Origin of the sequence: Streptomyces manipurensis (assembly GCF_049570255.1) — a bacterium.
In the GTDB taxonomy this organism is placed as follows: Bacteria; Actinomycetota; Actinomycetes; order Streptomycetales; family Streptomycetaceae; genus Streptomyces; species Streptomyces manipurensis.
In genome coordinates this window covers 4,035,613-4,048,577 of record NZ_CP186950.1, presented here as the reverse complement: position 1 = coordinate 4,048,577, position 12,965 = coordinate 4,035,613, and the positions used below count along the sequence as shown (strand labels likewise).

Here is a 12,965-nt window from a genome sequence, read left to right as displayed (position 1 = left end):
CTTCGACCCTCACTCCAGAGGAGACGGGAACCCATGACGACCTCTTCCCCCACCCGCAGGACCGAGAAGATCCGCAAGGACCTCCCCGCGGACCTCTCCGCCTCCATCACCGTCTTCCTCATCGCCATCCCGCTCTCCCTCGGCATCGCCCTGGCCACGGGAGCCCCCCTCCAGGCCGGCCTGGTGGCCGCCGCCGTCGGCGGAATCGTCGCCGGGCGGCTCGGCGGCGCCCCGCTCCAGGTGAGCGGTCCGGCCGCCGGACTCACCGTCGTCACGGCCGAGCTGATCCAGCGCTACGGATGGCGCACCACGTGCGCCATCACCGTGCTCGCCGGCATCTGCCAGCTCGGCCTGGCCGCGCTGCGCACCGCCCGGTCGGCGCTCATGGTCAGCCCGGCGATCGTGCACGGCATGCTCGCGGGCATCGGCGTGACGATCGCGCTGGCCCAGCTGCACATCGTGCTCGGCGGCATGCCGCAGAGCTCCGCCGTCGCCAACGTGCTGGGTCTGCCCGCGCAGTTGGCCAATCTGCACCCCGTGGCGCTGGGGGTCAGCGCCCTGACCCTCGTGGTCCTGCTGGGCTGGCCGCGGCTGCCCGGCCGGGTGGGCACCGCCCTGCGCAAGGTCCCGGCGGCCCTCGCCTCCGTGGCCCTCGCCACCGCCGTCGCCGCGCTGGCCGGGCTCAGCCTGCCCCGGGTGGACCTGCCCTCCTGGCGCAGCCACGCCCTGCCGGAGATGCCCGAGGGGCCGGTGCTGGGCCTCATCGCCGCCGTACTGACCATCACCCTCGTCGGCAGCGTGGAGTCCCTGCTCTCGGCCGTCGCGACCGACAAGCTGATCGCCTCCGAGCGGGGCACCGACAACCGCCCGCCCCGGGCCGACCTCGACCGCGAGCTGCGCGGGCAGGGCGCGGCGAACATCGTCTCCGGCGCGCTGGGCGGACTGCCCATCACGGGCGTGGCCGTCCGCAGCGTGGCGAACGTCAAGTCCGGTGCGGCCAGCCGGAAGTCGTCCATGATGCACGGACTGTGGGTGCTGCTCGCCGCGTTCCTGCTGGTCCCGCTCCTCGACCTGATCCCGCTGGCCACACTGGCCGCCCTGGTGATGGCCGTGGGCGTGCAGATGGTCAGCATCACCCACATGCGCAACATCACGCGGCACCGGGAGATCCTCGTCTACGGCACCACCATCGTGGCCGTGGTCCTCGGCGGGGTGCTGGAGGGCGTGGCGATCGGCATCGCGGTGGCCGTCGCCCTGGCCCTGCACCGGCTCGCCCGGACCCGGATCACCCTGGAGCGGCTGGACAGCGGCGTCCACCGGGTGCGGGCCCGCGGTCAGTTGACCTTCCTCGCGGTGCCGCGGCTGAGCCGCGTGCTGAACCAGATCCCGCACGACGCTCCCGCCGTGATCGAGCTCGACGGCTCGTTCATGGACCACGCCGCCTACGAGACGCTCCACGACTGGCGGCAGTCCCACCTCGCGCACGGGGGTTCCGTGGAGATCGCCGGCCGCTCGGGCCAGGCGGCACGCTTCACGGACGCCGACGGGGAACCCGCCGGGCAGGACGGGGAGGGCGGGACGCCCGGTACCGCCGCGGACCCGGCACCGGCCGGCACGCGTTCGGGCCGCCCGGGCGACGGAGGCCACCACGCCGAACGGTCGCGGCGGGACCGGCGCGGCACCCACCAGTGCTGCCGCCCCTGGACGCCCTGGCAGAACCACTGCGACCACCGCAGCACCACCTCCCGTACGGCCACCACGGCGTCGGCGGCGGCAGCCGCGGCCGCGGAGTCCGGGACCGTGGCCACGGGCGACACCGGCGGGGAGCCGGCCCGGCGGCGTGGCGCGGGCCAGCTGGCCAGCGGCATCACCGCCTTCCAGCGCGACACGGCCCCGCATGTGCGGGAGGAACTGGCCCGGCTGGCCCGGGAGGGCCAGCGGCCCTCGCAGCTCTTCCTCACCTGCGCGGACTCCCGCCTGGTCACCAGCATGATCACGGCGAGCGGCCCCGGTGACCTGTTCACCGTCCGCAATGTCGGCAACCTGGTCCCGCTGCCCGGCGCCGAGTCCACGGACGATTCCGTGGCGGCCGCCATCGAGTACGCGGTGGACGTGCTGGAGGTGGACAGCATCACGGTCTGCGGGCACTCCGGCTGCGGCGCGATGCAGGCCCTGCTCACTTCGTCCCCCGCGGCCCCGGTGACCCCGCTGCGCCGGTGGCTGCGGCACGGGCTGCCCAGTCTGGAGCGGATGGCCAGCCGCCACCACGCCTGGGCCAGGATCGCGGGCCGGCTCCCGGCGGACGCCGTGGAGCAGCTGTGCCTGACCAACGTGGTGCAGCAGCTGGAGCACCTGAAGGCCCACGAGTCGGTGGCCAGGCGGCTCGCCGAGGGCACGCTGGAGCTGCACGGGATGTACTTCCACGTGGGCGAGGCCCAGGCCTACCTGCTCTCCGAGGGCGAGGACTTCTTCGACTGCCGGGTCTTCGACACCGTGGGACAGCACGCCTGAACCGATACCCTCCCGTATCCGTGCCCATGTTCGGCCCCTTACCGCCCGCCGCGGCGGAGAGGGGCCGTTCGCACGCCGTTCTTCCGCGGGCCAGGCCGTGATATAGGTCTAAACCAATTCTCGGCTACCCCTTGTCACCTGGGCCGCTGACTGATGAGCTATGCCCGGGGACACAACGGACACCCTGGGAAAGGGAGATGTCGTGAGCAATGAGAGCCTGGCCAATCTGCTCAAGGAGGAGCGGCGGTTCGCACCGCCTGCCGATCTGGCCGCCGCCGCCAATGTGAAAGAGGCTGCGTACGCACAGGCCGACGCGGACCGGCTGGGCTTCTGGGCCGAGCAGGCCCGGCGGCTGACCTGGGAGACCGAGCCGGCCGAGACGCTCGACTGGACGAACCCGCCCTTCGCGAAGTGGTTCGCGGACGGCCGGCTGAACGTCGCCTACAACTGCGTGGACCGCCACGTCGAGGCGGGCAACGGCGAGCGCGTCGCCCTCCACTTCGAGGGCGAGCCCGGTGACAGCCGGGCGATCACCTACGCCGAGCTCAAGGACGAGGTGTCCCGGGCGGCCAACGCCCTGACCGAGCTGGGCGTCCGGGCGGGCGACCGCGTGGCCGTCTACCTGCCGATGATCCCCGAGGCCGTCGTCGCGATGCTCGCCTGCGCGCGCATCGGCGCCGCCCACTCCGTGGTCTTCGGCGGTTTCTCCGCGGACGCCGTCGCCTCCCGCATCCAGGACGCCGACGCCAAGCTGGTCATCACCGCCGACGGCGGCTACCGGCGCGGCAAGCCCAGCGCCCTGAAGCCCGCGATCGACGAGGCCGTCGCCAAGTGTCCGCAGGTGGAGCACGTGCTCGTCGTGCGCCGCACGGGCCAGGACACGGCCTTCACCGAGGGCCGCGACGTGTGGTGGCACGAGCTGGTCGGCCGCCAGTCCGCCGAGCACGCGCCGCAGGCCTTCGACGCCGAGCACCCGCTGTTCATCCTCTACACCTCGGGGACCACGGGGAAGCCGAAGGGCATCCTGCACACCTCCGGCGGCTACCTCACGCAGGCCGCGTACACCCACCACGCGGTGTTCGACCTGAAGCCGGAGTCCGACGTCTACTGGTGCACCGCCGACATCGGCTGGGTGACCGGGCACTCCTACATCGTCTACGGCCCGCTCGCCAACGGCGCCACACAGGTCATGTACGAGGGCACCCCGGACACCCCGCACCAGGGCCGCTTCTGGGAGGTCGTGCAGAAGTACGGCGTCACCATCCTCTACACGGCGCCCACGGCCATCCGCACCTTCATGAAGTGGGGCGACGACATCCCCGCGAAGTTCGACCTGTCGAGCCTGCGCGTGCTGGGATCCGTCGGCGAGCCGATCAACCCCGAGGCCTGGGTCTGGTACCGCAAGCACATCGGCGGCGACCGCTGCCCGATCGTGGACACCTGGTGGCAGACCGAGACCGGCGCGATGATGATCTCCCCACTGCCGGGCGTCACGCACACCAAGCCGGGCTCCGCCCAGCGCGCCCTGCCCGGAATCTCCGCCACCGTCGTGGACGACGAGGCGCACGAGGTCCCGAACGGCGGAGGCGGCTACCTGGTCCTCACCGAGCCGTGGCCGTCGATGCTGCGCACCATCTGGGGCGACGACCAGCGCTTCATCGACACCTACTGGTCCCGCTTCGAGGGCAAGTACTTCGCGGGCGACGGCGCCAAGAAGGACGACGACGGCGACATCTGGCTGCTCGGCCGCGTGGACGACGTGATGCTGGTGTCCGGCCACAACATCTCCACCACCGAGGTGGAGTCGGCCCTCGTCTCGCACCCCGCGGTCGCCGAGGCCGCCGTGGTCGGCGCCAACGACGAGACCACCGGCCAGGCCATCGTGGCCTTCGTCATCCTGCGCGGCAGCGCCTCCGAGAGCGCGGACCTCGTCGCGGACCTGCGCAACCACGTGGGCGGCACCCTCGGCCCGATCGCCAAGCCCAAGCGGATCCTGCCGGTCCAGGAGCTGCCGAAGACCCGTTCCGGCAAGATCATGCGCCGTCTGCTGCGCGACGTGGCGGAGAACCGCGCCGTCGGCGACGTGACCACGCTCGCCGACTCCTCGGTCATGGACCTGATCCAGACCAAGCTGCCGTCCGCCGGCAGCGAGGACTGAGCAGAGGACTGGGAAGGCGACACGGGAGAGGGGCATCCGGCGCGGCGCGCCGGGTGCCCCTTTCGCACATAAAGTGATGATCGCCGGATACGCCCCTGCGCACACCCTGTAAAGTCTTGAAAGCGTAAAGAAAGACCACAGGGTGCGCCGGGAAGTCTGGTCGGCAAATCGTTCCGCCATGCCGTCCAACCGCCCCCCGGAGGTCTCCCTCGTGGCCGCGCCCAGCCCCACCGACCGTTCGCGCCGCAAGCTGCTCGGCCGCCTCTCGCTGCCCGAGAGCCGCTACATCGCCGACGCCCTGCGCACCGAGACGGTCGGTGGCGTCCTGCTCCTCGTGGCCGCGATCGCCGCCCTGCTGTGGGCGAACATCCCCGCCCTCTCGGCGAGCTACGACACCGTCCGCAGCTTCCACATCGGCCCGGCCTCCCTCGGCCTGGACCTCTCGCTCCAGCACTGGGCCGCCGACGGCCTCCTGGCGATCTTCTTCTTCGTCGCCGGCATCGAACTCAAGCGTGAGCTCGTCGCGGGCGATCTGCGCGACCCCAAGGCGGCCGCGCTCCCGGTGATCGCCGCCCTCTGCGGCATGGCCGTGCCGGCCGTCGTCTACGCGGTGGTCAACACCGTCGGCGGCGGCTCGCTCGACGGCTGGGCGGTCCCGACGGCCACCGACATCGCCTTCGCCCTGGCCGTCCTCGCCGTGATCGGCACCTCGCTGCCCTCGGCGCTGCGCGCCTTCCTGCTGACCCTCGCCGTCGTCGACGACCTCTTCGCCATCCTGATCATCGCCGTCTTCTTCACCAGCGAGATCGACTTCCTGGCGCTCGGCGGCGCACTCGTGGGACTGGTCCTCTTCTGGTTCATGCTCCGCCGGGGCGTCCGCGGCTGGTACGTCTACGTCCCGCTCGCCCTGGTGATCTGGGGCCTGATGTACAACAGCGGCGTCCACGCCACCATCGCCGGTGTCGCCATGGGCCTGATGCTCCGCTGCACCCGCGCCGAGGGCGAGGACTCCTCCCCCGGCGAGCACATCGAACACCTGGTCCGCCCGATCTCGGCCGGCCTGGCCGTGCCCCTCTTCGCCCTGCTCTCCGCGGGCGTCTCCCTCTCCGACGAGGCCATCGCACAGGTCTTCACCCGCCCCGAGACCCTCGGTGTGGTGCTCGGCCTCGTCGTCGGCAAGACGGTGGGCATCTTCGGCGGCACCTGGCTGGCGGCCCGCTTCACCAGGGCCGAACTGAACGAGGACCTCGCCTGGCCCGACGTCCTGGCCGTGGCCTCCCTCGCCGGCATCGGCTTCACCGTCTCCCTGCTCATCGGCGAACTCGCCTTCGCGGGCGACGCCGTCCTCACCGACGAGATCAAGGCCGCCGTCCTCTTCGGCTCCTTCATCGCCGCCGTGATCGCGTGCGTCATGCTCAAGCTCCGCGACCGCAGGTACCGGGCCCTCATCCAGGCGGAGGAACGCGACGACGACCTCGACGGCATCCCCGACGTCTACGAGGAGGACAATCCCGAGTTCCACCTGCGGATGGCCCGGATCTACGAGGAGCGGGCCGCGGAGCACCGCCGCAAGGCCGACGAGGCGGCCGCCGCCGCGCTCCAAAGCCCGGCCGGGTCCACCACCGAGCCCGACCGTCCGGCATGATCTGACTGACGACGCGGGGACAGACGCACGACAGCCGCACGACAGCCGCCAGGCGGCGGCGGACGACAGAGGGAGAGAGCGATGAGCGCAGTGGACCAAGAGGCGCAGGGAGCCGAGCGCACACTCGGCCAGCTGGTCGCCTCGGCCACCGCCGAGATGTCCGCCCTGGTTCACGACGAGATCGCCCTGGCCAAGGCGGAGCTGCGCGAGGACGTCAGGCGCGTGGGCAGCGGCAGCGCCTCGCTCATCGCGGCGGGTGTGCTCGCCGTCTTCTCCCTGCCGGTGCTGACCTTCGCCGCGGCCTACGGGATCCACAACCTGGGGCTCGGGCTCGCCTGGTCCTTCCTGATCGTCGGCAGCGCCTTCCTGCTGATCGCGGGTGTGCTCGTGCTGATCGCCGTACGGAAGTTCAAGAAGGTCAAGCCGCCGGAGAAGTCGATCGCCTCGGTGAAGCAGACCGCCGCAGTGGTCGGGACCGTCAAGCCGCACCCGCGGCCCGTCAGTGACAAGGCCGTGGGTGTGGCACGCTCGTCCTCATGACAGCGCCCACGCCGGACCCCAGCATTCCGCCCACGGCCGCCACAGCCGTACGGCTCGGCCTCCCCGGCGGGGAAGCGGTGACGCACCGGGACGTGGCCGCCAACGGCGCCCGCTTTCACGTCGCCGAGCTCGGTGACGGACCGCTGGTGCTGCTGCTGCACGGCTTCCCGCAGTTCTGGTGGACGTGGCGGCACCAGCTGACCGCGCTCGCCGACGCCGGGTACCGGGCCGTCGCGATGGACCTGCGCGGGGTCGGCGGCAGCGACCGCACCCCGCGCGGCTACAACCCCGCCAACCTGGCCCTCGACATCACCGGCGTCGTACGCTCCCTCGGCGAGCCGGACGCCGCCCTCGTCGGGCACGACCTCGGCGGGTACCTCGCGTGGACGGCGGCCGTGATGCGGCCGAAGCTGGTGCGGCGCCTCGTCGTCTCGTCCATGCCGCACCCGAGGCGCTGGCGCTCGGCCATGCTCTCGGACTTCGGTCAGACCCGGGCGAGTTCACACATCTGGGGCTTCCAGCGGCCCTTCGTCCCCGAACGGCAGCTCGTCGCCGACGACGGCGCCCTCGTGGGCGACCTGATCCGCGACTGGTCCGGGCCCCGGCCGCCGGAGGAGGAGGACCTCGCCGTGTACCGGCGGGCCATGTGCATCCCGTCCACCGCGCACTGCTCGATCGAGCCGTACCGCTGGATGATGCGGTCGATGGCCCGCCCCGACGGGCTGCAGTTCAACCGGCGGATGAAGCGGCCGGTCCGCGTCCCCACCCTGCACCTGCACGGATCGCTCGACCCGGTGATGCGCACGCGCAGCGCCGCCGGATCCGGCGAGTACGTCGAAGCGCCCTACCGGTGGCGGCTGTTCGACGGGCTCGGGCACTTCCCGCATGAGGAGGACCCCGTCGCCTTCTCGACCGAGCTGGTCAACTGGCTGAAGGACCCCGAGCCCGACCGCTGAGCAGGGCCCGGCCCCCGCGAAGCCGTCCGGTGTAGCGGCTTCCCTCCGGGCCTCGCGGAGAGGGCAGTTGGACGGTCCGATCATCCGACGGTCGTTCAATTGCCCGGCGCATAGGCCAATTGGCGGCCCGGGACGGGGTTACCGACCTTGGGGGCCGGGCACAGCTCGGAGTATGAGCTGGACGCACGACTACGGTGACACCGCACACGAACACGGCTCGGCAACGGCGCCGGGCACGCACGGCAGGGCCGGCCGGCACGGCCACGACCCACGCCTCGGGATCTCCCTCATCCTGCGCCGCCGGGCCCGCTGGGTCTCCGCGCGCCTGCGGCATCCACGGACGTAGGGACCCGGCGGGCGGGCGGTCTCAGAGGGCGCAGCCCTGGCTGTGCACCCGCTGCTCGGCGGTCCTTCCGATCCGGATGTCCTCGCGGATCTCGTCCACGGTCAGCGCGTACCCGGTGTTCGGGTCGTCGAGGGACTTCGCGAAGACCACCCCGTAGACCTTGCCGTCGGGCGTCAGGAGCGGACCTCCGGAGTTGCCCTGGCGCACCGTCGCGAAGAGCGAGTACACGTCTCGCCGGACGGTGCCGCGGTGGTAGATGTCCGGCCCGTTGGCGTTGATCCGGCCGCGGACGCGGGCCGAGCGGACGTCGTACGCGCCGTTCTCCGGGAAGCCGGCGACGATCGCGTCACTGCCGCTCACCGCGTCCTTGTCGGTGAACTCCAGCGGCGGGGCCTTCAGCTTGGGCACGTCCAGGACGGCGATGTCGCGCTCCCAGTCGTAGAGCACCACCTTGCCGTCGTACAGCTTGCCCTCGCCGCCGACCTGCACGGTCGGCTCGCCGACGCCGCCGACCACGTGCGCGTTGGTCATCACCTTGCCGGGCGCGAACACGAAGCCCGTGCCCTCCAGCACCTTGCTGCAGCTGGGAGCCGTCCCGACGACCTTCACGATCGAGGCCTTGGCCCGGTCGGCGACCGGGCTCGTGGCGAGCGCCGGATCGGGCGCCTTGACCTCGGTGATGGGCTCGTTGGAGAACGGGCTGAACACCTGCGGGAAGCCGTTGCGCTCCAGGGAGGAGGTGAAGTCCGAGAACCAGCCCTCGGCCTGGTCGGGCAGCACCCGCGAGACCCCCAGGAGCACCCGGGAGTTACGGACCTCCTTGGCCACCGAGGGCAACGAGGTCTGGGCGAGCAGGAGTCCGATCATCCAGGCGACCAGCAGCATCGCGACCACGTTCACCAGGGCGCCGCCGGTGGCGTCGAGCGCGCGCGCCGGCGACCAGGTGATCTGGCGCCTGAGTCTGCTCCCGAGATGGGTGGTCAGCGCCTGGCCGATCGAGGCGCAGACGATGATCGCGACGACGGTGATGACGACCACCGTGGTGGACACCTTGGTGCCGTCGTCGGTCATCCGGTCCCAGACCAGTGGGAGCAGGGACACCGCGACGAGGCCACCGCCGAGGAAGCCGATCACCGACAGGATGCCGACGACGAAGCCCTGGCGGTAGCCGACGATCGCGAACCACACGGCCGCGAGCAACAACAGGATGTCCAGCACGTTCACGTGGGCCACCGTCTCATGCGTGCCAGTCGAGCGGGACCTCGCGTGATCGGTCCCACGGCCGTTCCCATCCGGAGAAGTGCAGGATCCGGTCGATGACCCCGGCCGTGAAGCCCCAGACGAGCGCGGATTCGACGGTGAATCCGGGGCCGAGGTGGCCGCGGGGGTGGACCGTCGTGACCCGGTGCGCGGGATCCGCGAGGTCGGCCACCGGGACCGTGAAGACCCGGGCCGTCTCGGCCGGGTCCACGGCGCCGACGGGGGTGGGGGTGTGCCACCAGCCGAGGACCGGGGTGACGACGAACTCGCTGACCGGGATGTAGAGCCGGGGCAGCACCCCGAAGAGCTGGACACCGGAGGGGTCCAGGCCGGTCTCCTCCTCGGCCTCGCGCAGCGCGGCCCGCAGCGGGCCGTGAGTCTGCGGGTCGCCGTCCTCGGGGTCCAGCGCGCCGCCGGGGAAGGAGGGCTGGCCGGCGTGCGACCTCAGGGTGCCCGCCCGCTCCATCAGCAGCAGCTCGGGGCCGCGGGCCCCCTCGCCGAAGAGGATCAGCACGGCCGACTGCCGCCCGCGGCCGTCCTCGGGCGGCAGGAACCGGCTCAGCTGCCGCGGCTCGACGGACCGGGAGGCCCTGACGACCGGATCGAGCCACTCGGGCAGCCCGGCGCTGGACACCACCGGTCCACGGTCCTCGCGGACCCCCGTCGTGGTCTCGGTCTCGTCCCGTGTACCGCGCGTCATTGGCACCCCTGTCCGTCCTTCCCGTACCGCGAACGCGGCACGGGTACCGATTCGTTCCTACGGTTGCCGCGCGGCGGCGTCCGGGGCCGCTCCGCCCAGGGGCGCCGCGGGCAGGCCCGGGTAGTCCGGGGGCGGGCTGAGCCGCTGGCCCGGCTGTCCGCCCTTCTCGTACTTGAGCAGCTTGCGGGCCTTGTCCGGGTCCGTCTCGCCCTCCCCGTACGCCGGGCAGAGGGGGGCGATCGGGCAGGCCCCGCAGGCCGGCTTGCGGGCGTGGCAGATGCGGCGCCCGTGGAAGACGACCCGGTGCGAGAGCATCGTCCACTCGCTCTTGGGGAAGATCGCGCAGATCTCCGCCTCGACCTTCTCCGGGTCCTCCTGCTCGGTCCACTTCCAGCGGCGCACCAGCCGGCCGAAGTGGGTGTCCACGGTGATCCCGGGGACCCCGAAGGCGTTCCCGAGGACGACGTTGGCGGTCTTGCGGCCCACTCCGGGCAGCGTGACCAGGTCCTCGATCCGGCCCGGCACCTCCCCGTCGAAGCGGTCCCGCAGGGCCTGGGAGAGTCCGAGCAGCGACCGGGACTTGGCCCGGAAGAACCCGGTCGGGCGGATCAGCTCCTCCAGGTCCTCCGGGGCGGCCGCCGCCATGTCCTCGGGGGTCGGGTAGGCGGCGAACAGGGCCGGGGTCGTCTGGTTCACGCGCAGGTCGGTGGTCTGCGCGGACAGCACCGTGGCGACCAGCAGCTCGAAGGGGTTGCGGAAGTCGAGCTCCGGATGGGCGTACGGATAGATCTCGGCCAGCTCGCGGTTGATGCGGCGCGCCCGGCGCACCATGGCCAGCCGCGATTCCGGCTTGGCCGCCTTCGGTTTCTTGGCCGAAACTTTGCCCTGAGGGGCGGCGTCGGCCTTCGCAGGCGGCTTCGCGCGAGCTTGTTCGCCCACGGCTGAATTCTGCCTCTTCGTCACTCCTACGGACCCCTTGGCCTGTGCTCTCACCGGCTTATTGGACACCCGGCCAGCCTAAGGCCGGGCGCCGACACCCGTCCGGACCTCAGGTAACACCACCCCGATTGGCCTCTCGCCGCACAGCACGCCCGTCCGTCCGGCATCCTTGTGATTGATCGCACTGTTTGAGCCGTCCGGCAGAATGGGGACACGGTCCCCTGAGCTGGTCGACATAGGAGAGAGACTCGTGGACGACGTTCTGCGGCGCGCCCCGCTGTTCGCGGCGCTCGATGACGAGCAGGCCGCGGAGCTCCGCGCCTCCATGGGCGAGGTGACCCTCGCACGCGGCGACGCCCTGTTCCACGAGGGCGACCCCGGTGACCGGCTGTATGTCGTGACCGAGGGCAAGGTGAAGCTGCACCGCACCTCCCCCGACGGCCGCGAGAACATGCTGGCCGTCCTCGGCCCCGGCGAGCTGATCGGCGAGCTGTCGCTCTTCGACCCGGGCCCGCGCACCGCCACCGCCACCGCGCTGACCGAGGTCAAGCTGCTCGGCCTCGGCCACGGCGACCTGCAGCCCTGGCTCAACGCCCGGCCCGAGGTCGCGACCGCGCTGCTGCGCGCCGTGGCCCGCCGCCTGCGCAAGACCAACGACCAGATGTCCGACCTGGTCTTCTCCGACGTTCCCGGCCGCGTGGCCCGCGCCCTCCTCGACCTGTCGCGCCGCTTCGGCGTGCAGTCGGAGGAAGGCATCCACGTGGTGCACGACCTCACGCAGGAGGAGCTCGCACAGCTCGTCGGCGCCTCGCGCGAGACCGTGAACAAGGCCCTGGCCGACTTCGCGGGCCGCGGCTGGCTCCGCCTGGAGGCCCGCGCGGTGATCCTGCTGGACGTGGAGCGCCTCGCGAAGCGCTCCCGCTGACGCCGCCTTCCCGGCCCGTACGGACGAAGGGTCCTGCCCGCGTGGCAGGGCCCTTCGCGTTTCCCGCCGCGCCGCCGCCCGGCCCCTCCCGCACACCCGCCGCCCGCGCCTCGCACACCGGCGGGGCGGACGTGTGCACAGTGGAGGCATGGAGCACAGAGGCCTCGACGCGTACGGGTACTTCGAGCGGGAGGGCTCGCTCGGGCTCGTCCAGGACGAGTTCAGGGCCGTCGTCGCGGCGGCCCGCGAGCGGACCGCCGAGGCGTACGGACGCCGCCTGCACAGCGCCTACCTGCACGGCTCCGTGCCGCGCGGCACCGCCCGCCCCGGACACTCCGACCTCGGCCTGCTCCTCGTCCTCCACCACCCGCCCGCCCCCGAGGACCACGACACCGCCGAGGTCCTCGCCCGCGGCCTCGACGATGACTTCGACCGGATCGACGGCGTGGACCTCCTGCTCCACGACAAGCACGCCGTGCTCAGCGAGGCGGAACGATTCGACCTGGGCTGGTTCCTGGCCTGCCTGAGCACCCCGCTGCTCGGCGCCGACCTGGCCGAGCACCTGCCGCGCTACCGGCCGGACAGCCTGCTGGCCCGGGAGACCCACGGAGACCTCGCCGCGCTCCTGCCGCAGTGGCGCGGCAGGATCCGGGAGGCGTCCGCCCCGGACGAGTACCGCCGGCTGGGCCGCGCCTTCGCGCGGCACCTCGTCCGTACCGGTTTCACGCTGGTGATGCCCCGCTGGGGCGGCTGGACCGGCGACCTCACCGAGGCCGCCGAGGTCTTCGGCACGTACTACCCGGAGCGCGCCACGCAGATGCGGGCGGCCGCCGCCGTGGCCCTGGACCCCGTCGCGGACCCGGAGGTGCTGCGCTCGTACGTCGAGGACCTCGGACCGTGGCTCGCCGACGAGTACACCGCCCGGCACGGCACCAGGGCGCCGCGCGGATCCGCGGCCCGGCCGACGGCGCCCTGCGTCTAGTCC

At 72.2% G+C, this 12,965-nt stretch carries 10 protein-coding genes; 7 read left to right on the top strand and 3 right to left on the bottom strand.

What is annotated here, in order from left to right:
* Positions 1-33 precede the first annotated feature (33 nt).
* From ACPU2J_RS18760 to ACPU2J_RS18740, 5 genes are all read left to right on the top strand, one after another.
* Positions 34-2,511, top strand: a complete 2,478-nt coding sequence (locus tag ACPU2J_RS18760; protein ID WP_423833675.1) for a SulP family inorganic anion transporter — start codon at positions 34-36, stop codon at positions 2,509-2,511.
* Between the two features lie 160 nt (positions 2,512-2,671).
* Positions 2,672-4,669, top strand: a complete 1,998-nt coding sequence (gene acs / locus ACPU2J_RS18755) for an acetate--CoA ligase (RefSeq protein ID WP_423833674.1) — start codon at positions 2,672-2,674, stop codon at positions 4,667-4,669.
* A gap of 178 nt (positions 4,670-4,847) precedes the next feature.
* On the top strand, positions 4,848-6,314 hold the full coding sequence (gene nhaA / locus ACPU2J_RS18750; RefSeq protein WP_420080071.1) for a Na+/H+ antiporter NhaA: 1,467 nt from the start codon (positions 4,848-4,850) through the stop codon (positions 6,312-6,314).
* Positions 6,315-6,395: 81 nt separating this feature from the next.
* Positions 6,396-6,854 carry a phage holin family protein gene (locus ACPU2J_RS18745; protein ID WP_361605602.1) on the top strand — a complete coding sequence of 153 codons (459 nt, stop codon included), beginning with the start codon at positions 6,396-6,398 and terminating at the stop codon, positions 6,852-6,854.
* Entirely contained in the window at positions 6,851-7,810 is a 960-nt protein-coding gene (locus ACPU2J_RS18740) for an alpha/beta fold hydrolase (RefSeq protein ID WP_423833673.1), read from the top strand. Before ACPU2J_RS18745 ends, ACPU2J_RS18740 begins: the two co-directional genes overlap by 4 nt.
* A 367-nt stretch (positions 7,811-8,177) precedes the next feature.
* Here the strand turns inward: ACPU2J_RS18740 and ACPU2J_RS18735 are convergent, their stop codons facing one another.
* From ACPU2J_RS18735 to nth, 3 genes are read right to left on the bottom strand one after another with little or no spacing between them, the layout of a single operon-like run.
* A complete protein-coding gene (locus ACPU2J_RS18735) occupies positions 8,178-9,380 on the bottom strand; it encodes a MarP family serine protease (protein ID WP_365076063.1) in 1,203 nt (400 codons plus the stop codon).
* A gap of 13 nt (positions 9,381-9,393) precedes the next feature.
* Positions 9,394-10,116, bottom strand: coding sequence for an NUDIX hydrolase (locus tag ACPU2J_RS18730; protein WP_361605590.1), 723 nt, complete (start codon positions 10,114-10,116; stop codon positions 9,394-9,396).
* A 57-nt stretch (positions 10,117-10,173) separates the two neighbouring features.
* Positions 10,174-10,947 (bottom strand): endonuclease III, encoded by a 774-nt coding sequence (gene nth, locus ACPU2J_RS18725; RefSeq protein WP_365491195.1) that lies wholly within the window; start codon positions 10,945-10,947, stop codon positions 10,174-10,176.
* A gap of 358 nt (positions 10,948-11,305) precedes the next feature.
* Here nth and ACPU2J_RS18720 point away from each other — a divergent pair, with 358 nt between their 5' ends.
* Positions 11,306-11,980, top strand: a complete 675-nt coding sequence (locus tag ACPU2J_RS18720) for a Crp/Fnr family transcriptional regulator (RefSeq protein WP_003981529.1) — start codon at positions 11,306-11,308, stop codon at positions 11,978-11,980.
* Between the two features lie 148 nt (positions 11,981-12,128).
* Complete coding sequence (locus ACPU2J_RS18715) at positions 12,129-12,962, top strand: nucleotidyltransferase (RefSeq protein WP_423833672.1); 834 nt, start codon at positions 12,129-12,131, stop codon at positions 12,960-12,962.
* Positions 12,963-12,965 lie beyond the last annotated feature (3 nt).

Excerpts from the sequence above, each read along its gene's own strand:
- ACPU2J_RS18760 (WP_423833675.1), top strand. The coding sequence starts at position 34 with ATGACGACCTCTTCCCCCACCCGCAGGACCGAGAAGATCCGCAAGGAC.
- acs (WP_423833674.1), top strand. The coding sequence starts at position 2,672 with ATGCCCGGGGACACAACGGACACCCTGGGAAAGGGAGATGTCGTGAGC.
- nhaA (WP_420080071.1), top strand. The coding sequence starts at position 4,848 with ATGCCGTCCAACCGCCCCCCGGAGGTCTCCCTCGTGGCCGCGCCCAGC.
- ACPU2J_RS18745 (WP_361605602.1), top strand. The coding sequence starts at position 6,396 with ATGAGCGCAGTGGACCAAGAGGCGCAGGGAGCCGAGCGCACACTCGGC.
- ACPU2J_RS18740 (WP_423833673.1), top strand. The coding sequence starts at position 6,851 with ATGACAGCGCCCACGCCGGACCCCAGCATTCCGCCCACGGCCGCCACA.
- ACPU2J_RS18730 (WP_361605590.1), bottom strand. The coding sequence starts at position 10,116 with ATGACGCGCGGTACACGGGACGAGACCGAGACCACGACGGGGGTCCGC.
- nth (WP_365491195.1), bottom strand. The coding sequence starts at position 10,947 with ATGGTGCGCCGGGCGCGCCGCATCAACCGCGAGCTGGCCGAGATCTAT.
- ACPU2J_RS18715 (WP_423833672.1), top strand. The coding sequence starts at position 12,129 with ATGGAGCACAGAGGCCTCGACGCGTACGGGTACTTCGAGCGGGAGGGC.